The following is a 21,326-nucleotide window of genomic DNA, read 5'->3' on the forward strand; positions in this document are numbered from 1 at the left end:
TACCAAGAGGACGGGTAGAGCTTCAATAAAGGTGCTTTGGGAAGGGTGGTTTAAACTACAAACCATCCTTGAAGGCTACGAACTCGCAATGTCTCTTGATCACTAGACTTGTGATCAAGAGACAGCCAGTTGGAGCCTTTGTCATGTATTCGAGTCAAATGCTATGCAGATAGGATTCGCATACAGTTCGTTGAACCAACCACATCCATGACATCACCTTGAGTGAAGATCACGAGATCCCCTTCATCGAGCAATCCTTGTTCTTTAAGCGTTACAATTGCCGCGTGAGCGGTCGTCAATCCAGCGCCCCCTTTAGAATCAAAGAACACTGGTGTTACACCACGGTATAGTGCTGCACGGTTCAATGTGGACTCGTTACGAGAGAGTGCGAAAATCGGTAGACCAGAACTCAAACGTGACATCATCAATGCTGTGCGGCCTGATTCTGTTAATGAAATCATCGCTTTTACGCCTTCCATATGATTGGCAGCATACATAGTCGACATTGCAATGGTCTCTTCTGCGGTCGCAAACGTTCGATCCAATCGGTAAGTCGAGAGGCTTGCTTCTGACATTTTTTCTGCACCCATACAGACTTCTGCCATGGATTTAACGGTTTCTACTGGGTATAAACCCGCAGCTGTTTCACCTGAAAGCATAACGGCGTCTGTACCATCAAGCACGGCGTTGGCAACGTCCATCACTTCTGCACGAGTTGGCATCGGTGCGGCCATCATAGATTCCATCATTTGGGTTGCAGTGATAACAATGCGGTTTAAGCTACGCGCACGGCGGATCAGCTTTTTCTGTACGCCGATAAGCTCTGGATCGCCAATTTCTACCCCTAAGTCACCACGAGCCACCATCACCACATCGGAAGCGAGGATGATGTCATCAATTGATTCATTGTTCGCTACCGTCTCTGCTCGCTCGACTTTAGCGACAAGCTTCGCTTCTAAGCCAGCGTCACGCGCTAAACGACGTGCGTAGTTCATGTCTTCCCCGTTGCGAGGGAATGAGATGGCTAAGTAATCCACTTTGATTTCTGCTGCGGTTAGGATGTCTGCCTTATCTTTTTCTGTTAGAGCATCCGCAGAAAGACCGCCACCTTTTTTGTTGATGCCTTTGTTGTTGGACAATGGACCACCAACAGTGACTCGGGTGTGAACTTTATTTCCTTCAACGCTGGAAACTTGGAGCTGTACTCGGCCATCATCAAGTAGCAGGATATCGTTAGTTGAGACGTCCTGTGGAAGTTCTTTGTAATCTAAGCCAACCGATTCTTGGTTGCCTTCGCCTTTAGGTAAGTCACTATCTAAAGTGAACTTGTCTCCGACACTGAGGATGATTTTACCATCTTGGAAAGTTGAGACTCGTATTTTAGGACCTTGTAAATCGCCGAGAATAGCAACTTGTCGACCCAGTTTAGCCGCAATCGCACGGACTTTATTGGCTCGTTGAATATGGTCTTCGCTCGTACCGTGGGAAAAGTTCATACGTACGACGTTTGCGCCCGCTTTGATGATTTCTTCAAGGACATTGTCTTTGTCGGTTGAAGGGCCTAGCGTTGTGACGATTTTTGTTCTTCTCAATATAGAAGTCATAGATTCTCCGAAGAATGCAGGTGTAGGACGAGATAACTGGAATTCTATTCTCGCTAAGTATATGCACACTATGTACATATTGTTCGTATTTAGGTCAAAGTGCTGAAAAAACGCTGAGTCTCAGGCTTTGCTTCCTAATTTGATGAATAAAATAAGTCAATTTTCAAACAATTTAACAGGAGTAGATTTCTCGTTATTTGATTGAATACACAAACAAACATGTTTATACGTGATGCTTGTCACGGGGATTTATCAATTCACTTCACAATTACTTCGCAAAGTAAAAAAATTATCCCGTTATAGAATTTCGGAGTGCAAGATGTACATGGCTCAACCGGGCCATATTGATCATATCAAACAGGTCAATGCTGGTCGTGTATACAAACTAATTGACCTGAAGGGTCCAATTTCTCGAATCGATTTATCCAAGAAAAGTGAGCTTGCACCTGCGAGTATCACTAAGATCACTCGAGAGTTGATTGAAGCACATCTGATTCATGAAACTACCGTGCAAGAGGCGACCAGTCGTGGCCGTCCAGCGGTAGGTTTGCAAGTCAATAATGAAGGCTGGCAATTCTTATCGATGCGTTTAGGGCGAGGGTATTTGACCATTGCTTTGCATGAACTTGGTGGGGATGTGCTTATCGATACCAAAATCGATATCCACGAGCGCGATCAAGATGATGTTTTGGAACGCTTACTCTACGAAATTGATGAATTCTTTCAAACCTATGCCGATCAACTTGATCGTGTGACTAGTATTGCTATCACGTTGCCTGGTCTGGTGAACTCAGAGCAGGGTATTGTGCTGCAAATGCCGCATTACAATGTTGAGAACCTTGCTCTAGGGCCTGAGATCTACAAAGCAACAGGTTTACCAGTGTTTATTGCCAACGATACACGTGCGTGGGCATTGGCTGAGAAGCTGTTTGGTCACTCACAAGAGAACGATAACTCGGTTCTGATTTCGATTCACCACGGCTTGGGGGCCGGTATCATCTTAGATGGGCGTGTCCTACAGGGCCGCCATGGTAACATTGGTGAACTTGGCCATATTCAAATTGATCCGAATGGTAAACGTTGTCACTGTGGTAACATTGGTTGCTTAGAGACCGTTGCGAGTTCACAAGCTATTCGTGAAGAAGTGGTGACTCGTATTGCTGATGGCGAACCCTCAATTCTTGCTGATCAGGAAGAAATGAGCATCGAAAGTATTTGTGAGGCGGCGGCAAATGGCGATCCTTTGGCTGTCGATGTTATCGAGAAGCTTGGTCGTTACTTGGGATCTGCAATTGCTATTGTGATCAACTTGTTTAACCCAGAGAAGATTTTGATTGGTGGGGTAATCAACCAAGCGAAAGAGGTGCTTTATCCTGCCGTTCGCCGCTGCATTGAAGAGCAGAGTTTACCGGTCTACCACCAAGATCTTGAGCTGGTGGAATCTCGTTTCTACAAACAAGCGACTATGCCGGGTGCCGCGCTTATCAAACAAGCTTTGTATGATGGTCAGTTACTGATGAAGGTAATTGAAGGCTAATTTCCCGTATTGTTGTGGCGTAGTTTTAAAGGGTGAGCTTTAAGAGTTCACCCTTTTTTGATCGCCAATTTGATGCAAAGCGCCAATCTGAGCTTTGCTTCATTGCTATATCAATAGCATTAATGTAATTTCCCTAAGTAATGTAAAACACTCATACAAAAGTTTTACTTTGTTGTTTCAGCACGGTTTTCTTTAAAGAGTGAAGGATAGTTATTCAGAGTTAGGTAGTGGTATGTCCGGAGTGTTAAATACAGTGGATCAGCGTACGAATCTAGTGGGTGAGAACCGACTGGAGCTTTTGCTGTTCACATTAAATAGTCGCCAGTTATTTGCGATCAACGTTTTCAAAGTGAAAGAGGTGATCAAACTGCCGCCACTGACCAAGCTACCTGGTTCACACTACAATATTCGTGGTGTCGCTTCTCTCCGTGGTGAAGCAGTACCTGTGATTGATTTGCGTGGTTCAATTGGCTTTCCCCCTTTGCGTGGTGAAGCGGAAGAAGAAAACCTGATCATCACGGAATATAACCGCTCAGTTCAAGGCTTCCTTGTTGGGCCTGTACGAAACATCATCAATACGGCTTGGACCGAAATTCAGCCTCCACCTTCCACATCTGGTCGCTCTAACTACCTCACGGCAATTACCCAAGTGAAAGAAGGGGATAGCTCTCAAATCGTCGAAATCATCGATGTAGAAAAGGTGTTAGCGGAAATCATCCATTACGATGTCACGATTTCTGAAGGCGTGTTAGACCACGAACTTGCTCAAGCTATGATTGGTCGTAATGTGCTGATTGTGGATGACTCCTCAACAGCTCGTAACCAAGTACGTGATACCTTGTCTCAATTAGGTTTGAATATTATTGAGTGCCGAGATGGCCTTGAAGCATTGACGGTATTAAAACGTTGGTGTGACGAAGGTAAAGATGTCGCGAACGAGTTACTGATGATGATTACTGATGCTGAAATGCCAGAAATGGATGGCTATCGACTGACGCATGAAGTCCGTAGTGATCCGAGAATGTCCAAACTGTTCATCACGCTAAATACTTCTTTAAGTGGGAGTTTTAATGAAGCTATGGTGCAAAAGGTGGGCTGTGACCGCTTTATATCTAAGTTCCAACCAGATCTTCTTGTGGAAGTCGCACAAGAACGTTTGCGTCAGGTGGTTTAGGTTATCCAAGGTATAATTATCTTGTTACAAACTCATTCATAAGTTTTTATGATGTCTGCTTCATGAGTTGCTATACTTTACTTACATATTTTTTACAGTGAAATATGTCAGGTATATCACGTTACTTTTCACCTACGAGTCAACTCGACTCATCAGTATAGGGTACTTCCTTTTAATGATATGGCTAACATCTAAAGTTATTATGACTTTATCCTTGTTACTGTATAGGGAATACAAGAAAAAACGTACGGAAGCGGAAGCTGATGACTAATTTCAGCGGAATTGAAAAGGGAGGGTCGACCTCCCTTTATTTTATTCAGTTTACCCTGTGTCAATCTGTCTCTATTCTCATTTCTTTAATGAAAATCCCGCGATTTATTTTGCAGTCCCGCAAGGTGTTGAGTGCAATCAATGAGCCTACCTGCAATGATGTGCGTGACTTCTCCCTCTCTTTCTAAAATTCCTTTTACCATTAACACCTTTGAGGTGAGATAAGCTTGTTTCTGCGCGCGCGCTGTTGCTCGCCACACAACCACATTAATGTTACCAGTGTCGTCTTCTAACGTGAAAAAGGTGACGCCAGCTGCAGTGCCAGGGGATTGCCTGCCTGTGACGACACCGACAACCGTCACCAAGGACTTGTGCTCTTTTTCTACTAGCTGCTTCATACGAGTAAAGCGTGGTAGTTTGCCAGCTTCCTCCAGTAGGGTAATTGGGTGACGGCTAAGTGATAACCCTGTACTGGCGTAATCTTCAATGAGATTTTCGTACTCAGAAGGTTGAGGTTGATAGCTCACCTCAGGCTCTTCAATTTGATTAAATAAGGGCAAGTTTGATAACGAATCCATAGCTGACCAACGTGCGTTATATCGGTTACCTGAGAGTATTTGAAAAGCATTCGCAGAAGCTAATAACTCAATATCACGACGACTTCTCAGAATTTGTTTTACCTCTTGGATAGAACGATAACCATGAGTTGGGCGGTGTTCAACCAAGCGGATAGCGTTTTCTTCATTAAGGCTTTTGACTAACCGCAAGCCTAGTTGGATACCAAGGCGTCCATTGGGGCGTTTTACCAAGTGGTGCTGGTAGTGTGAGTGGTTCACGCAAGTAGGCAGTACTTCCACTCCGTGTCGACGTGCATCCTGAACCAGCTGTGAAGGGCTATAAAAGCCCATGGGTTGGCTATTCAGTAGCGAAGTATAGAACTCAGCGGGATAGTAGAACTTTAGCCATGCAGAGCAATAAGCCAGTACCGCGAAAGAGGCGGAATGGCTCTCAGGAAAACCATACTCACCAAAGCCACAAATCTGATCAAAGATACGTTCGGCAAACTCAAGATCGTAGCCGCGTTCAAGCATCCCATCGATAAGCTTTGGTTTGAATTTAGCGAGATCGCCGTTCTTCTTCCATGCTGCCATTGCTCTACGCAATTGATCCGCTTCACCACCGCTAAAACCAGCCGCGACCATTGCCAACTTGATCACTTGTTCTTGGAAAATCGGTACGCCCATGGTGCGCTCTAGTACGTTTTTCACTTCTTCCGATGGGTAGCTGATCGGTTCTTCACCATTTCGTCTTTTTAAAAACGGGTGCACCATATCTCCTTGGATTGGGCCCGGACGAACAATGGCAATCTGCACGACTAAGTCGTAGTAACGTGCAGGTTTTAAGCGTGGCAGCATGCTCATCTGCGCGCGAGACTCAATCTGGAATACGCCAACAGTATCGGCTTTTTGGATCATGCGGTATACGTGCGGATCGTCTTGCAGGCGTGTGATCTCGGCAATCGACAGGGATCGTTGGTGGTGCTTCTCGACTAATTGAAAGCATTTACGGATCGCGTTCAACATGCCAAGTGCAAGTACATCGACTTTCAATAGCTTTAAGCTTTCTAAATCATCTTTATCCCATTGAATAATGGTGCGATCTTCCATCGAGGCATTCTCGACAGGCACCAGTTCATACAAAGGGCCAGATGAAATCACAAAGCCGCCGACATGCTGAGATAAATGGCGCGGGAATCCGATGATCTCATTCACCAACTGGATAAACTGCTGGCCTTTTAATGACTCTGGTTGTAACCCCAATTCGATGATTTGCGCTTGCCAACCTTGGCTACGATCACGGCGATTGACGTTTTTAATGAAAAAGTCGAGTTGAGTTTCTTCAATCCCCAACGCTTTTCCTACTTCACGCACGGCACTTTTAAAGCGATAGCTGATCACGGTGGCTGCCAAAGCGGCACGCTCGCGCCCGTACTTTTTGTAGATGTATTGAATCACTTCTTCACGACGCTCGTGCTCGAAATCCACATCGATATCTGGCGGCTCGTCTCGCTCTTTACTAATAAAACGCTCGAATAAGACAGAGATTTGCCTCGGGTCAACCGCGGTGATTTCTAAGCAGTAACACACCACGGAGTTAGCCGCGGATCCACGTCCTTGATAGAGGATGCCTTGCTGCTTAGCGAACATCACAATGTCGTGAATGGTTAGAAAATAATAATGATACTCTAGCTCTTTAATGAGTGTGAGTTCACGCTCAATCGTTTGATTGATGTCTGTTGGAACCCCTTCGGGAAAGCGTCGTTGCTTACCTCGATCAACTAAAAAACGTAAGTAAGAGTCTGGTGTGTAACCATCTGGAATGAGTTCGGCTGGGTATTCGTATTTCAGGTCAGACAGCTCGAATTCGCACAAATCTGCGATGGTTTTGCTTTCTGCAAGCCACTCTGGTTTATAGATGCGGAGTAGCTTATTCATTGGGCGCAACGCTCTTTCTGCATTGGATAGGCGATCAAAACCAAGTTTATCGACATTGCATCCATGCTTAACGGCAGTGAGTACATGCTGTAGAGGTAGGCGTTCGACAGCATGCATCAAAACACCACCACAAGCGGTAATTGGCAATTGGAACTCGTTTGCTAATAATTCACAGTGAGTTGTGTATGCTTCATCACTTCCACTGAGGTGACGTTGAATCGCGACCCATAATCGTTCGGAATGGTGTTGATTAAGCCAACGTCCCCAGTAGTGATCACTTTCCTGATGTGCAGGTAACCACAGCACGAAACAGTGACGAATCGACATTAAATCCCATTCGGAAAGTTGGTAGCTGCCTTTCTCGCTGCGTCGTCTGGCATTGGTGATGATACGGCACAGCTCAGCGTAGGCTTTTCGACAAGGGCAAAGCAGCACGACTTGGCATTCCTCGTTCAACCAAAACATGCTGCCGACGATTTGTTTAATATCAAGCTTGTGCTGTTTAATGGTCGCGTACGCTTTGACGACACCGGCAACAGAGCATTCATCAGTAATCGCAATAGCTTGATAACGATAAAAAGCGGCTTGCAGTACTAACTCTTCCGCATGAGAAGCCCCAGTGAGAAAGGAAAAATTGGACTGACAAAATAGTTCTGCGTAACTCATAACAACCTAACAAAAATAACTGCCGATTTAACAAAAATAGCCATGAAGAAACCAATGCTTGTGTTGATCGCGAAAGACCCATAACCAGCGCCCTTGCTTGGTATGTGCTACGTAGTAATCACGCATGATTTCATCGCCATCCCACCATCCAGAGACAATTCGCTCCGGTCCATGAATGAGAGATACTTGCTCTTGTAGCGCGATAGGTTCGGGTAATTGCATCGCTGGGCGTAACAACGCAGGGATGGTGTTAATCGACACATCCGGCTCGTCGGCTGGGCGATACTGACTGGCTTTCTCTGGTCTTGGGTCGCAGGCGATATTCGGTTTGAGTACTGCGCTTTTACCCAATTTAGCTTGCAGTAGAGAGAGCAACTCTAATGCATTCATTTGGCCCTTTTGCCCAGCAAAGAGATCACGAGTTGCGCTTAAAGGCTCTCCTTGACGGACGATTTTTAACGTTAAGCCCATCACTGGGCCGTTTAAGGTCAGTGATTCTAGATTCAAACTGGCCAGTTGTTGCCAACGCTGATATAAGTAATCGCCCTGCGCTGAAGTCAATTGAAGATGTTGTTCTTGCTTATCTCGCTGGTGGAGCGTCAAGCACAGCTCAAACGCGACTTTATCGCGCAGCTTGAGGAAGGTTTCGAGCTGCTGAAGGAGCTTGGCTAACGGTCTTTCCACCCATTGCACGTTTTCAATTTCAAACAGCAATTCTAGGTATACTTGGAATGATTCCGTTGGATGATAAAAATCAACAGGATGTTTGAACTGGCCTGTTAACCGCCCAACGTAGTTGACTAAATCGATATCAAATCGGCGTGCAATATCTTGTAACGGCAACTCAAGCAAACCTTCGAGAGTTGTAACTCCAACGCGCTGTAGCTTATCGACAGTGGAGGTCGACAAATCGGTCAATGTCAGTGGCAAAGGTTGTAACGCTTGTAGCATGAAGGCTTTATCTTCACTCAAACAATTACTCCCAGATAAGGCCATCAATTTGGCTGAAAAGGGTGAAAAGCCGCAGCCGAACTGAAAGCTCAGCTTGAGCGTTGCTAGGTGAGTCGTGACTTTTTGCCAGTAATTTTGCAGCCCTTCATATAAGTTAAGCATCGGGGTTGCACGTAGTAGAACCCCTTGGCTTGGCATCAATACGACATCAGACGTAATCAAATACAGCCATTGAGCAATTTCTTGTAACTTGCTCAATTCGGTTTGCGGATGATAAGGATGCACTTGCAAATCCCGGCACAAAGAAGCCGCGCTACCCAAGCCCATATTTGGCTTGATGCCTTGTTGCTCGGCAATCTTGTTGTATTGAATGATCCGACAACGTTGGCTTTCTACAATCACCACGGGCTGCTCTTGGTTATCACCAAAGAGTGCATCTAACTGTAGGCGAGGGAAGTGCAAGTATATCCACAAAGCCATATCACTAACCTTGATTCGCCAATGGGAAATTGACCACCGTGGATGGAATACGAGTTGTGCTTGGCATCACCAGTTGCGGGTAGTGGTGCTGGAAGTTGATATCGACGCTGCCTTTGCTCCAACCGCCTTTTCTTTTGAGCACTTCTACACTCACACCTTGCTCGTGACCGTGAAGTTTTAAGCTGAGTGACACAGGCAAAGACAAGCGATTTGTCATGTTAGGTTTGAGCATAAACAGAGGGCAAGCGCCTTGCTCACTTGCCACTTGCAGGCGTTTTACTTGGTGGATCTCTAGTTCATCTTGCCATAGCAAAACGTTACTACATACGCCGCTTTTGAGGCATTGCTCTGCTGCCCATAAGGCATCGCGTTGATGTTCCGGTGTGACAACCCATACTTGGTTGATGTCCAACCCAATGCTGTGTAGGAACAATGAATTCATCAATGCGGGAGGCTGAATGAATGCCGTTACTCCTCTTGCCAGAGATGCTTTTAAATAAGGCGCTAAAAGACGCAATTCACCAATACTGCCAACGGACTCCATTTCCACGACACCATGGGGAGGAAAACCGCCCCTAAGCAAGGTATCTAACTCAGGAAAACCTGAGCTATGGAGAGTCTGGTGTGTATCAGCTTTGGTTAAATTTGCTTGCCAAACAAGATGTTGGCTTTTTAAATTCTGGATAATGTCTTGCATAATAAGATACCTGTATATATGTACAGTATATTTCTGTGATGGAAAGTCGCAAGATTTTTATAGGCAGAAATACGAAAAAAGGCAGCGTTTGCTGCCTTTTCAATCGATTATGCGAGGTCGTGAGAATTTATCACTTACGCTTTGGTTGTGCGTCAATACACTGACCGTTGACATCAGTGACGGCTGGATCCATTAAATGCAGGTACAACGGCATAATATCTAAAGGTGTTTTTAATGTATTTGAATCTTCACCAGGGTAGGCTTTTTCACGCATACGAGTACGAGTTGCACCGGGGTTAATGGCATTAACTCGCATTGGTGTGTCACTCAGTTCGTCGGCGAGAACCTGCATCATACCTTCTACGGCAAATTTGGAGATGGCGTACGAACCCCAGAAAGCACGGCCAGAATGGCCCACAGTTGAAGACGTAAAGATAATACGACCTGCATCTGAATTACGCATAATAGGCAGTAGCGCTTGAGTCATTAGGACTTCTGCTTTCACGTTAATCTGCATGATGTCGTCAAAGTCTTCTTCATTGATTTGCTCAAACGGGCACAGCGTGCTTAAAACGCCAGCGTTGTGCAGCAGGCCATCCAAACGACCAAATTGACCTTCGATGGTTTCTGCCATATCGATGTAGTGCTGCTTAGTTGCGCCTTTTAGATCAAGTGGAATGATCGCGGGTTGAGGGTAACCTGCAGATTCGATTTCATCGTAGATGGATTCAAGGTTTTGAACGTTTCGACCAAGTAGAATCACAGTCGCACCGTGCTGAGCGTAAGAAAGTGCCGCTTGGCGACCAATACCATTGCCTGCACCAGTGACAAGAATGACTTTACCTTTTAGGGCATCTGCTGAAACGGAGTAGTTCACGGTAGTTAATCCTTATTATTGTATCTAATTCCGACGAACAGACGTCATCTTGGTGTAGAAATGCGCCTGTTTCTCAATGGAAAATCTTGGTAATCGTGACAAGTTGGTTACAATACACCAATTCATGTGTTATACCAATTCCAGAACGGTTGTCCGGTATGTTATTTGAACACCATCAATCAGAACAAGAGGTTACTGATTTTCTTGCCTTCTCTCTGATTTTTCTACGTAACATATTGATGACTATTACTGGTATGAGATAGAGGAACTCTCATTGGAATTTTTATTAGATTATGGTCTGTTTTTAGCCAAGATTATCACCGTTGTTGCGGCCGTGGTTGTGCTGCTGATTATTGCAAAATCGGCGGGTGGTAAATCGGGTGCTGCGAAAGGCGAGTTGGAAGTCACCAATCTTTCTGAGCGTCATAAAGATGCAATCGAACAGTTAGAACATCACCTGCACGATGACGCTTTCATCAAAGCTCGTGATAAAGCGGCTAAGAAGGAAGAGAAAGAAAAGAACAAATCTCGTGAGAAAGAAATCAAACAAGCGAGCAAAGAAGGTTCTCTTGATAGCAAGCGCGAACCGCATCTGTTCGTGTTGGACTTCAACGGAAGTATTGATGCAAAAGAAGTGGGCTCTCTACGTGAAGAGATCACTGCAGTATTAGCAGTAGCTCGTGAAGGCGATGAAGTGCTGCTTCGTCTAGAGTCTGGTGGTGGTATGGTCCATGGCTATGGCTTAGCATCTTCTCAACTTGATCGAATCAAAGCTGCAGGTCTGCCTCTGACGATTTCTGTCGACAAAGTGGCAGCAAGTGGTGGCTACATGATGGCATGTGTGGCAGACAAGATTGTGTCTGCGCCGTTTGCGATTGTAGGTTCTATCGGCGTTATCGCGCAGATCCCTAACTTCAACAAACTGTTGAAAAAACACGATATCGAATATGAGCAGCTAACAGCTGGTGAGTACAAGCGTACACTAACGATGTTTGGTGAGAACACCGACAAAGCGCGTGATAAGTTCAAACAAGAACTTGAAGAAACACACGTACTGTTCAAAGACTTCATCAGTGAACGTCGCCCAGCGCTAGAACTTGAAAAAGTCGCAACCGGTGAGCACTGGTTTGGTACGCAAGCGAAAGAGCTAGGGCTGGTGGATGAAATCAGCACTTCTGACGATCTGGTTGTTGCGGCATGCAAAGAGAAAACCGTACTAGCAGTGCATTACGTACAGAAGAAAAAACTGGCAGACAAGCTTGCCGGTGTTGCAGGCAAAGTAGCAGACAGTGTTGTGCTTAAACTTGCAGAGCGTGGTCAAAAGCCAATTGTGTAATGTTTAAGAAATAACAAAAAAAAACCAACTGTTTAGTTGGTTTTTTTGTTTCCGCTGAGGGTTGTTAGTTCAGCTCTAACCGTTATTGGTTCAGTTCTAACTGATAGAAGCTTGCTTGAGCATAATCACCCGCTTCCATGCCGCGCCATTCACAGTCTGAACTGCTTTTCTTCGTATTACATTGGTTGTAAGCACCGGCTTTGTAATACATCCAATCGTTACCATAGCCTTGGTCTACTTCATGACCTTGGTATTTGCCTTCTGCTAGATTCACATCAAATGTCTTAGTGACTTCATTTTTTTCACCTGGGTTCTTAGTGAAAGTCAGGTGCATGATCTCACCTTCCACATTCACGCTGTATGAGAAGATTTCACCCAGTTTGATGCCGTCTTGTGGGTCTGCGTCGCCTTTACGTAAGTTGTATTGTCCGAACACGTTGTGGCGGATGTCTTGGCGAAGTTTCTTACCATTTTCATCTTTCGCGTCTTGAAGTTCTTTGGTTGGGTTTAACTCGTAGTTCCACGAAAGAGAGCCGTATTCATGCTCCGGCAGCTTGCGGTAAGAAATCTTTAAAGGCTCATTGTCAGAGCCATGAATTTGGCCAATCACGACAGCGAATGCGCCATTCTTTTTGTAGTTGCCACTTGTACTTACTTGGTCAACAGATAGGGTCGCGTTTAGCTCGCCACCAATCGCACCATACTCAGCAGCATTTGGGTGAGAAGCGACGACAAAGTTGTTTTTTGGCTCACCGTAGTGCGTAGCAAGCATGGCACGAAGTTCACTACGGGTGTTCTTACTATTAGGAGTGGTCGGTGCTTCATTTGGTGCAACAAAAACCACGGCGCCTGTTTCTTTGTTGGTATAGAACCACTCAGGGTGAACATAAGGGTTTTCTGTATTGCCCAGCTCATCTTTGGCTATTTCTAATGCTTTACCTTTGCGTTCACCTTCTTTAGTTAGTTCAGGCAAGGTAATTTTCCAATTCGTCATATCAAAGTTTTGAGCTGGAGCCTTTGTCGGATCTAGCTCATATTTGTTCGCTAATTCATTAGACGAAGTTGCAGCCATAGCAGACGCAGAGGCAATGCTGGCAGCAAGAAAAGTAAGCGCTAATTTCTTCATATTGTGTTCTCAATTTTTATAGGGTCGTCGATAAGATGATTTAATATACAATAATATTGTATTACTAATATGTGATCGGGTCGGAAAAATGAAACTTAGAGAAAATCCGCCATTTGGTATTGCGTTTTAAAGAGAAAAAATCAGAAGAGAGAAAACGGCAAATTCTGAACTGGGGAGAGGGCAAAGAAATGGTATCCTGAGGCTATTAGGTATATACTCCCGCACCGTAAAATTAAGAATGAAATGAATTTGGGTGGAAGCACCGAAATTCGCACATCAACGTGGAGAAAAACATGTCCTCTCAAACTCCGGTTGTTACCGTAGATGGACCTAGTGGTGCAGGTAAAGGCACTTTATGTATGTTGCTGGCGAAGAAGTTGGGCTTTCATCTTCTTGATTCTGGCGCAATTTATCGTGTACTTGCACTCGCAGCGATTCACCACGGCGTAGACACTGAGTCAGAAGATGCGCTTGTTCCACTTGCTACTCATCTAGACGTTCAGTTTGTTGCTGAAGGTGACCTAGTAAAAGTGATTCTAGAAGGCGAAGACGTCTCTGGTGAGCTTCGTAAAGAAGAAACGGGGATGGCGGCGTCTAAAGTAGCAGCTCTGCCACGCGTTCGTGAAGCATTATTGCGCCGTCAGCGTGCATTTGAGACTGCTCCGGGTCTGGTTGCTGATGGCCGTGATATGGGTACGGTCGTATTCACGAATGCACAAGCGAAAATTTTCCTTGATGCGAGCGCAGAAGAGCGTGCAAATCGACGCCTTAAACAGTTGCAAGAGAAAGGGTTAGATGTTAGATTTGCTGACCTTTTGAGCGAGATCCAAGAGCGTGACGATCGCGATCGTAACCGCCCAGTGGCACCACTACGCCCTGCAGAGGATGCGCTTGTGCTAGATTCTACGTCGATGAGTATCGACGAAGTAGTAGAAAAGGCACTACAATATATCGAATCGAAGCTAGCTGAGTAATAACACTCGGCTAGACTAAGAGCGTTGGTCGCAAGGATGATGACTGGCGAATTTAATAACCCCATGCGGTAGGATACCCGTGGACGTTTAATTTATTGAAGATTAAATAAATGACTGAATCTTTTGCTCAACTCTTTGAAGAGTTTCTAAACGAAACAGAATTCCAACAAGGCAGCATCGTTAAAGGTACTGTAGTAGCTATCGAGAACGGTTTCGTTCTTGTTGACGCTGGTCTTAAGTCTGAATCTGCTATCCCTGCTGAACAGTTCAAGAACGCTGCTGGCGAACTTGAAGTTGAAGTTGGTGCTGAAGTAGACGTAGCTCTAGACGCTGTTGAAGATGGTTTCGGTGAAACTCAACTTTCTCGTGAGAAAGCTAAGCGTCACGAAGCTTGGATCGTTCTTGAGAAAGCTTACGAAGAAGCTGAAACTGTTGTTGGTATCATCAACGGTAAAGTTAAAGGCGGTTTCACTGTTGAACTAAACGGTATCCGTGCTTTCCTTCCTGGCTCTCTAGTAGACGTACGTCCAATCCGCGACACTGCTCACCTAGAAAACAAAGAGCTAGAGTTCAAAGTTATCAAACTTGACCAAAAACGTAACAACGTAGTTGTTTCACGTCGTGCAGTTATCGAATCTGAGAACAGCGTTGAGCGTGACGAGCTTCTAGAAACTCTACAAGAAGGTTCTGAAGTTAAAGGTATCGTTAAGAACCTTACTGACTACGGTGCGTTCGTTGACCTAGGTGGCGTTGACGGTCTTCTACATATCACAGATATGGCTTGGAAGCGCGTTAAGCACCCATCTGAAATCGTTAACGTTGGTGACGAGATCCAAGTTAAAGTTCTTAAGTTCGACCGTGAGCGTACTCGCGTATCACTAGGTCTTAAGCAACTAGGCGAAGATCCATGGGTAGCAATCGCTAAGCGTTACCCAGAAGGTCACAAACTAACTGGTCGCGTAACTAACCTAACTGACTACGGCTGCTTCGTTGAAATCGAAGAAGGCGTTGAAGGTCTAGTACACGTTTCAGAAATGGATTGGACTAACAAGAACATCCACCCATCTAAAGTTGTTAATGTTGGCGACGAAGTTGAGGTTATGGTTCTTGAGATCGACGAAGAACGTCGTCGTATTTCTCTAGGTCTGAAACAGTGTAAAGCTAACCCATGGCAGTCATTCGCTGAAGCACAAGCTAAAGGCGACAAAGTTACTGGTAAGATCAAGTCTATCACTGACTTCGGTATCTTCATCGGTCTAGAAGGCGGCATCGACGGTCTAGTTCACCTATCTGACATTTCTTGGAATGTTGCTGGCGAAGAAGCTGTACGTGAGTACAAGAAAGGCGACGAGATCTCTGCAGTTGTTCTAGCAGTAGACGCTGAGCGTGAGCGCATTTCTCTAGGCGTTAAGCAAATGGAAAACGACCCATTCAATGCTTACGTTGCTGACAACAAGAAAGGTGTTCTAGTTAACGCTACTGTAACTGCTGTTGACGCTAAAGGCGCTACAGTTGAAATCGCAGAAGGCGTTGAAGGTTACATCCGTGCTTCTGAAGTATCACGCGATCGCGTAGAAGATGCTTCTCTAATCCTAAGTGCTGGTGATGTTGTTGAAGCGAAGTTCACAGGTGTAGACCGTAAGAACCGCGTAATCAACCTATCTATCAAAGCTAAAGATGAAGCTGATGAGCAAGAAGCAATGGCATCTATCAACAAGCAAGACGAAGCTGCTTTTGGTAATGCAATGGCTGACGCTTTCAAAGCTGCTAAAGGCGAATAATTTACTCGCTTAAGCTAAAAAGGGGCCGCAAGGCTCCTTTTTTATGCTTGCTATAAACTAAGTAGTAATACTAATGTTGATAAACTATGCTAAAAAAAGACATTTTTTGATTGCACATTTTGTGTAAAAATTGTCTAGAATTGATAGCAAGTGTTTGTTGGAATTAGTATTACTTACTATAATGAGTGATAAAGATACTCAAAGAGGGCAACTATGACTAAGTCTGAACTGATTGAAAGACTCTGCGCTGAGCAAACACATTTATCAGCGAAAGAGGTAGAAGATGCTGTAAAAGATATTTTAGAGCACATGGCCTCTACACTAGAGACCGGTGACCGTATTGAGATCCGTGGCTTTGGTAGTTTTTCTCTTCATTACCGCGAGCCTCGCGTAGGTCGCAACCCTAAAACGGGCGACAAGGTGGAGTTAGAGGGTAAATACGTTCCTCACTTCAAACCAGGCAAAGAGCTTCGTGAACGCGTAAATATGGATAGCTAAGGCTCTCTTATTAGTTTGAAAAAGCGGCATACTCTCGTGTATGCCGCTTTTTTATAACTAGATTATTGGTAATATACATGGTCTGAAGAAACATTTTACTGCATAATCTTACCTACTTACTCCTCGAAGGGTGATGTAACATGAAAATTATAAAAATCATTGCTGTTTTAGCTCTCTTTTTAATTGCACTGGCTTTAGGTTCTCAAAACCAAGAGATCGTAACCTTTAATTATCTTCTGGCGAAAGGTGAGTTCCACTTATCAACCTTGCTGGGTGTAGTGTTTGTCGTTGGTTTTGGCATAGCATGGGTTATCTTTGCTAGCATTCAGTTCAAAACTCAACTGCAAGTGCGTCGTCTGAAAAAGAAACTTAAAAAGTATGAGCCCGCTGAAGCAGAACAACCTGCAAAACCAGCAGTAGAAAAACAGGCATAAGGATAAGGCTTAACTTTAATGCTTGAACTACTCTTCTTGTTATTGCCAATAGCCGCCGCCTATGGTTGGTACATGGGCCACCGTAGCGCTCAGCAAGACAAGCAGAAGCAATCTCATCAGATATCCCGTCAGTATGTGACGGGTCTTAACCTGCTCCTATCTGATCAATCAGATAAGGCGGTTGACCACTTCATTGAATTGCTCCAAGTTGATAACGAAACGATAGATACTCACCTAGCGTTGGGTAATCTTTTCCGTTCTCGTGGTGAAGTCGACCGAGCAATTCGAATCCACCAAAATCTCATTTCTCGTTCTGGCCTCACGCTAGATCAGAAGAACCTCGCACTTCAGCAGCTCGCAAAAGATTACATGGCCTCTGGTTTCTTAGACCGTGCAGAAAAAATCTTTGAACAGTTAGTTGAGGAGCCAGACCATCGTGAAAGTGCACTTCAGCAACTTGTCACCATCTACCAACAAACGCGTGAGTGGGAAAAAGCCATTCATTACGCAAACCAGTTGGCGAAGATGGGTAAGAAGCGCACTCGTATTCGTGCCAACATTGCACATTTCTGGTGTGAGTTAGCCATGCTTGACCAAGCCGATGGTCACACCAGTAAAGCGATTCAACATTTCAAGAAAGCACTGTCAGAAGACCCTAAATGTGTTCGTGCGAGTATTGCCCTCGGCCGGGTGTATTTAGAGTCAGAAGATTACAAACACACCATCAAGTACCTGACAGGTGTGCTTGAGCAAGATAAAGACTTTATTAGTGATGTCCTACCAACGATTGCTGAGTGTTATCACCATTTAGGTCAGGAAGATGAACTCGTAGAATTCTTACGTGCCTGTATCGATAAAAAGGCGGGTGTATCGTCCGAATTAATGTTGGCGCAACTTGTCGCGCATCATGAGAGCGTTGGTGCCGCGCAAGAGCTGTTGACGAAACAACTACTGAAAAACCCAACCATGAAAGGCTTTTACCGTCTTATTGATTACCATATTGCAGAAGCAGAAGACGGTCGTGCAAAGGACAGTCTATCGACACTGCAAGCCATGGTTGGTGAACAGTTAAAAGTGAAGCCACATTACCGATGCAGGAAGTGTGGCTTCTCAACCCATTCCCTTTACTGGCATTGTCCATCTTGTAAAGGATGGGGGACGATCAAGCCAATCCGCGGATTGGACGGTGAATAATTTTAATGCAGCTGGCAGAGTTTCTGTCCGCTGCATTTTTTTAAGCTTTATTTGATAAGAACCAAAAATAGTTAGGAGATGAAATGATCGACCAAAAAGTTATTGTCGCACTAGATTATGATAACCAAGCTGATGCGCTTGCATTCGTAGATAGAATTGATCCTGCGTCATGCCGCCTAAAAGTGGGCAAGGAAATGTTTACACTATTTGGTCCTGATTTCGTACGTGAACTTCATAAACGCGGGTTCTCTGTGTTCCTAGACCTGAAATTTCACGATATCCCGAATACGTGTTCAAAAGCCGTGCGAGCCGCCGCTGAGTTGGGTGTATGGATGGTAAACGTTCACGCAAGCGGTGGTGAGCGTATGATGGCTGCTTCGCGTGAAATCCTAGAGCCGTATGGTACAGATCGCCCGTTATTGATTGGTGTAACGGTACTGACCAGTATGGAACAAAGCGACTTAGCTGGAATTGGCTTAAACGTGGCTCCTCAGGAGCAGGTGGTCCGTCTTGCAACGCTAACTAAGAACTCTGGCCTAGACGGCGTAGTCTGTTCAGCTCAAGAGTCTTCAATGCTTAAGAGTGAGCTTGGTAAAGAGTTTAAGCTCATTACTCCTGGGATTCGCCCAGCAGGTTCTGAGCAAGGTGACCAACGTCGTATTATGACACCAGTCGATGCGATTCAAGCAGGCTCAGACTACCTAGTGATCGGTCGTCCTATTACACAAGCTACCGACCCAGCAGCAGTGCTTAAATCCATCAACGAAAGTTTGGCGAATATGTAAACATTGTTGAAATGGAAGATGGAAAGGTGAAGTGAAAGTGCTTCACCTTTTTTGTTTTTTTTAACACGGAAAAGCTGAGGTGTAAGCTTGAATTGAATATCGCCGGATAGTGTTAGATTAGGCGATAGGACTGCTACGATCACACTTTGGTAACATAACTCGCTGTGATGATGTGAAATTGCAAGCATGTGTTATGGATGGGTTGCGTTACAAATGTGTAACGAATACTATGAGGTTGATGCATTCACTGCGTTGTAAGGTCTAGGATGACCTCGTGAAACTCTCTGATATTAATACGTAAAGTGGACAGGAATTCACTTGGTATTAGCGCTTATTATTTCCTTTACTGTGCCTTGGCATAGCCTCTCCGAGATTCACTTGTTGTCGCTCCATCAGTCTTACCGCGTAAACACAACAAGGAAGAATACAATGATAAAAACCCTGCCATTTGCAGCACTGGCAACCTTGATGGCAACCAGCTTTCAAGTTAGCGCAGCTGAGCTACCAGCAGAGGTAGAATGGATTTCAAACAATAATGAGCCTCTGTTTGCTTCAGAAGAAGCGGTACGAGGTGGAACATACCGTACTTTTATTCGAAGCTTCCCTCAAACGTTACGCAGTGTCGGTCCTGATGCGAACTCTGGTCTTCGCCAATACTTAATGGATGGCACTCCTAAACTCGCTCAGCGCCATCCTGATACGGGTAAATGGACTCCCCAACTTGCTAAGGAATGGGCATTTGGCGATGACAACAAAAGCGTTTATTTCAAGTTAGATGAGACGGCAAGATGGTCCGATGGTGAGAAGATAACCGCCGATGATTACGTGTTTATGATGAAGTACTACACGTCAGAAGACATCATTGATCCGTGGTACAACGATTTCTTTAAAACAAGCATTGTAAGCGTAGAGAAAATCGATGACTACACCATCCAAGTAAACCTTGCTGTGGAACAGAGCCAAGATGCTTTGATGGTTCTGATCAACATGCCAAGTAATGGTTTTCAGCCTCGCCCAGAGCACTTTTTTGAAGGGGAAAAAGATGAAAACAAAGATGGTATGCCGGACAACTTTGTTCGTAAGTTCAACTTCAAATCAGAGCCTACCGCGGCACCTTATTACATTGATAAAGTAAAGAAAGGTAAGAGCGTGACGTTTAAACACGTTGGTGAAGATTGGTGGGGTTATAACAACCGTTACTACAAAAATCGTTACAATGTAGACAAGGTTCGTATTACCGTGATCCGTGATGAAGACATCGCAATGAAGCACTTCGAGAAGGGCAATTTAGACTACTTCGAGATGGTGTTACCTAACTTCTGGCATGATAAAACAGACAGTGAAGTGTACAAGAAAGGCTATGTACAAAAATACTGGGGCTTCAACCAGTCGCCTCAGGGGGCGGGTGGTCTGTGGATGAACACGGCAATGCCGATGCTAGACAACTTAGAAGTGCGTAAAGGTGTGATGGCAGCAACAGACTACGACGGTATGATCGCAAACATAATGCGTGGTGACTACTCTCGTAAGCCACATGGTCTTGGTTTTGGCCACGGTGAGTATGATGATCCAAGCAACACACCACCGAAGTTTGATGCTGCAGAGGCAGTAAAACATTTCGAGAAAGCCGGCTTTGATAAAATTGGTTCGGATGGTATCCGCGTCAATGATAAAGGTGAGCGTTTGAGTTTTGCGATTACCTACGGTTACAACTCACACACTCCACGTATTGCGTACTTAAAAGAGCAAGCGAAGTTGGCAGGTTTGGAGTTTACCTTAAACCTTGTTGATGGTTCTTCGGCGTTTAAATACATTCTGGAGAAGAAGCACCAACTAGCATTTTTGAATATGGGTTCTGGTGAGATCCCTGCGTACTGGGAATACTTCCACTCAGATAATGCGAATAAGCCTCAAACTAATGCACATACAAACTACAGCAGCCCAGAGCTAGATAAGCTGATTGAAGCGTATGATAATGAGTTTGAACAACAAAAACGCTACGACTTGTCTCGTCAGATCCAAAAATACATCGGTGATGCAAACGTCATTGTTCCTGGTTACATGGTCCCTTACACACGTGATGCACATTGGCGTTGGGTTAAGATTCCTAAGAATGGGATGACAAAAAATACCGAATGGATTTTGCACCCAATGGATATTTCAAACTTCTGGATTGATAAGTCTGTGAAGGAAGAAACAGAGAAAGCGATGAAGGCGGGGAAATCGTTCCCTGAAGTGACGGTTATCGACGACCGTTACAAGCTGTCATCGAACTAGTTGTTAGATAGCAAACAACAAAAAGCCCCGAAACTCGATTGTGTCGGGGCTAATTATATGGTCCGCCTCACTCTCAAGCCCTACGCTTAGAGTAGGCTCTCAGAACGAGGTGAACCATATGTCTACCATTCACATCTTAGGTATCGATTTAGGCAAGCACTGCTTTCATG

At 44.8% G+C, this 21,326-nt stretch carries 16 protein-coding genes; 10 read left to right on the forward strand and 6 right to left on the reverse strand.

All coding sequences use genetic code 11. The features are described 5' to 3' along the window. Positions 1–161 precede the first annotated feature (161 nt). Positions 162–1,604, reverse strand: coding sequence for a pyruvate kinase (gene pyk / locus ATB76_RS26460; protein WP_061036379.1), 1,443 nt, complete (start codon positions 1,602–1,604; stop codon positions 162–164). A 319-nt stretch (positions 1,605–1,923) separates the two neighbouring features. On the opposite strand from pyk, the gene ATB76_RS26465 reads away from it, so the two are divergent. Then, positions 1,924–3,141: an ROK family protein gene (locus tag ATB76_RS26465; protein ID WP_038869476.1), complete on the forward strand. Its 1,218-nt coding sequence runs from the start codon at positions 1,924–1,926 to the stop codon at positions 3,139–3,141. A 232-nt stretch (positions 3,142–3,373) separates the two neighbouring features. Next, the gene (locus ATB76_RS26470) at positions 3,374–4,315 is read left to right on the forward strand and encodes a chemotaxis protein CheV (RefSeq protein WP_038869478.1); all 942 of its coding nucleotides are present in this window, start codon (positions 3,374–3,376) and stop codon (positions 4,313–4,315) included. Positions 4,316–4,671: 356 nt separating this feature from the next. Here ATB76_RS26470 and ATB76_RS26475 read toward each other — a convergent pair whose 3' ends face one another. From ATB76_RS26475 to ATB76_RS26490, 4 genes are all read right to left on the reverse strand, one after another. Further along, positions 4,672–7,746 (reverse strand): error-prone DNA polymerase, encoded by a 3,075-nt coding sequence (locus tag ATB76_RS26475; RefSeq protein ID WP_061036380.1) that lies wholly within the window; start codon positions 7,744–7,746, stop codon positions 4,672–4,674. Between the two features lie 27 nt (positions 7,747–7,773). Next, positions 7,774–9,177, reverse strand: coding sequence for a DNA polymerase Y family protein (locus ATB76_RS26480; RefSeq protein WP_061036381.1), 1,404 nt, complete (start codon positions 9,175–9,177; stop codon positions 7,774–7,776). 4 nt (positions 9,178–9,181) lie between these two features. Then, on the reverse strand, positions 9,182–9,874 hold the full coding sequence (gene imuA / locus ATB76_RS26485) for a translesion DNA synthesis-associated protein ImuA (RefSeq protein ID WP_061036382.1): 693 nt from the start codon (positions 9,872–9,874) through the stop codon (positions 9,182–9,184). A gap of 130 nt (positions 9,875–10,004) precedes the next feature. Beyond that, positions 10,005–10,751, reverse strand: a complete 747-nt coding sequence (locus ATB76_RS26490) for a YciK family oxidoreductase (RefSeq protein WP_038869485.1) — start codon at positions 10,749–10,751, stop codon at positions 10,005–10,007. Positions 10,752–11,025: 274 nt separating this feature from the next. Here ATB76_RS26490 and sohB point away from each other — a divergent pair, with 274 nt between their 5' ends. Beyond that, a complete protein-coding gene (gene sohB / locus ATB76_RS26495) occupies positions 11,026–12,087 on the forward strand; it encodes a protease SohB (protein WP_038869487.1) in 1,062 nt (353 codons plus the stop codon). Between the two features lie 82 nt (positions 12,088–12,169). Here sohB and ATB76_RS26500 read toward each other — a convergent pair whose 3' ends face one another. After that, complete coding sequence (locus ATB76_RS26500) at positions 12,170–13,213, reverse strand: polysaccharide lyase family 7 protein (protein ID WP_039977034.1); 1,044 nt, start codon at positions 13,211–13,213, stop codon at positions 12,170–12,172. Between the two features lie 293 nt (positions 13,214–13,506). On the opposite strand from ATB76_RS26500, the gene cmk reads away from it, so the two are divergent. The 7 genes from cmk to ATB76_RS26535 all read left to right on the forward strand — a co-directional run bounded on the left by cmk (position 13,507) and on the right by ATB76_RS26535 (position 21,156). Continuing rightward, on the forward strand, positions 13,507–14,187 hold the full coding sequence (cmk, locus tag ATB76_RS26505) for a (d)CMP kinase (RefSeq protein ID WP_038881643.1): 681 nt from the start codon (positions 13,507–13,509) through the stop codon (positions 14,185–14,187). A 110-nt stretch (positions 14,188–14,297) separates the two neighbouring features. Continuing rightward, complete coding sequence (rpsA, locus tag ATB76_RS26510; protein WP_005533588.1) at positions 14,298–15,968, forward strand: 30S ribosomal protein S1; 1,671 nt, start codon at positions 14,298–14,300, stop codon at positions 15,966–15,968. 213 nt (positions 15,969–16,181) lie between these two features. Further along, positions 16,182–16,466 (forward strand): integration host factor subunit beta, encoded by a 285-nt coding sequence (gene ihfB / locus ATB76_RS26515; protein ID WP_038869491.1) that lies wholly within the window; start codon positions 16,182–16,184, stop codon positions 16,464–16,466. A gap of 140 nt (positions 16,467–16,606) precedes the next feature. Continuing rightward, positions 16,607–16,900 (forward strand): lipopolysaccharide assembly protein LapA domain-containing protein, encoded by a 294-nt coding sequence (locus ATB76_RS26520; RefSeq protein WP_038869494.1) that lies wholly within the window; start codon positions 16,607–16,609, stop codon positions 16,898–16,900. 18 nt (positions 16,901–16,918) lie between these two features. Beyond that, positions 16,919–18,094 carry a lipopolysaccharide assembly protein LapB gene (gene lapB / locus ATB76_RS26525; protein WP_038881644.1) on the forward strand — a complete coding sequence of 392 codons (1,176 nt, stop codon included), beginning with the start codon at positions 16,919–16,921 and terminating at the stop codon, positions 18,092–18,094. Between the two features lie 83 nt (positions 18,095–18,177). Next, positions 18,178–18,879, forward strand: coding sequence for an orotidine-5'-phosphate decarboxylase (gene pyrF / locus ATB76_RS26530; protein ID WP_038869495.1), 702 nt, complete (start codon positions 18,178–18,180; stop codon positions 18,877–18,879). Positions 18,880–19,308: 429 nt separating this feature from the next. Further along, the gene (locus ATB76_RS26535; protein WP_061036383.1) at positions 19,309–21,156 is read left to right on the forward strand and encodes an extracellular solute-binding protein; all 1,848 of its coding nucleotides are present in this window, start codon (positions 19,309–19,311) and stop codon (positions 21,154–21,156) included. The last annotated feature ends 170 nt before the right edge of the window (positions 21,157–21,326 follow it).

Source organism: Vibrio sp. MOR3 (genome assembly GCF_001557775.1).
Lineage (GTDB): Bacteria > Pseudomonadota > Gammaproteobacteria > Enterobacterales > Vibrionaceae > Vibrio > Vibrio jasicida.

Bases quoted from the DNA above. Each gene is read 5' to 3' on its own strand.
- pyk (WP_061036379.1), bottom strand. From the start codon at position 1,604: ATGACTTCTATATTGAGAAGAACAAAAATCGTCACAACGCTAGGCCCT.
- ATB76_RS26465 (WP_038869476.1), top strand. From the start codon at position 1,924: ATGTACATGGCTCAACCGGGCCATATTGATCATATCAAACAGGTCAAT.
- ATB76_RS26470 (WP_038869478.1), top strand. From the start codon at position 3,374: ATGTCCGGAGTGTTAAATACAGTGGATCAGCGTACGAATCTAGTGGGT.
- ATB76_RS26475 (WP_061036380.1), bottom strand. From the start codon at position 7,746: ATGAGTTACGCAGAACTATTTTGTCAGTCCAATTTTTCCTTTCTCACT.
- ATB76_RS26480 (WP_061036381.1), bottom strand. From the start codon at position 9,177: ATGGCTTTGTGGATATACTTGCACTTCCCTCGCCTACAGTTAGATGCA.
- imuA (WP_061036382.1), bottom strand. From the start codon at position 9,874: ATGCAAGACATTATCCAGAATTTAAAAAGCCAACATCTTGTTTGGCAA.
- ATB76_RS26500 (WP_039977034.1), bottom strand. From the start codon at position 13,213: ATGAAGAAATTAGCGCTTACTTTTCTTGCTGCCAGCATTGCCTCTGCG.
- cmk (WP_038881643.1), top strand. From the start codon at position 13,507: ATGTCCTCTCAAACTCCGGTTGTTACCGTAGATGGACCTAGTGGTGCA.
- rpsA (WP_005533588.1), top strand. From the start codon at position 14,298: ATGACTGAATCTTTTGCTCAACTCTTTGAAGAGTTTCTAAACGAAACA.
- ihfB (WP_038869491.1), top strand. From the start codon at position 16,182: ATGACTAAGTCTGAACTGATTGAAAGACTCTGCGCTGAGCAAACACAT.
- ATB76_RS26520 (WP_038869494.1), top strand. From the start codon at position 16,607: ATGAAAATTATAAAAATCATTGCTGTTTTAGCTCTCTTTTTAATTGCA.
- lapB (WP_038881644.1), top strand. From the start codon at position 16,919: ATGCTTGAACTACTCTTCTTGTTATTGCCAATAGCCGCCGCCTATGGT.
- pyrF (WP_038869495.1), top strand. From the start codon at position 18,178: ATGATCGACCAAAAAGTTATTGTCGCACTAGATTATGATAACCAAGCT.
- ATB76_RS26535 (WP_061036383.1), top strand. From the start codon at position 19,309: ATGATAAAAACCCTGCCATTTGCAGCACTGGCAACCTTGATGGCAACC.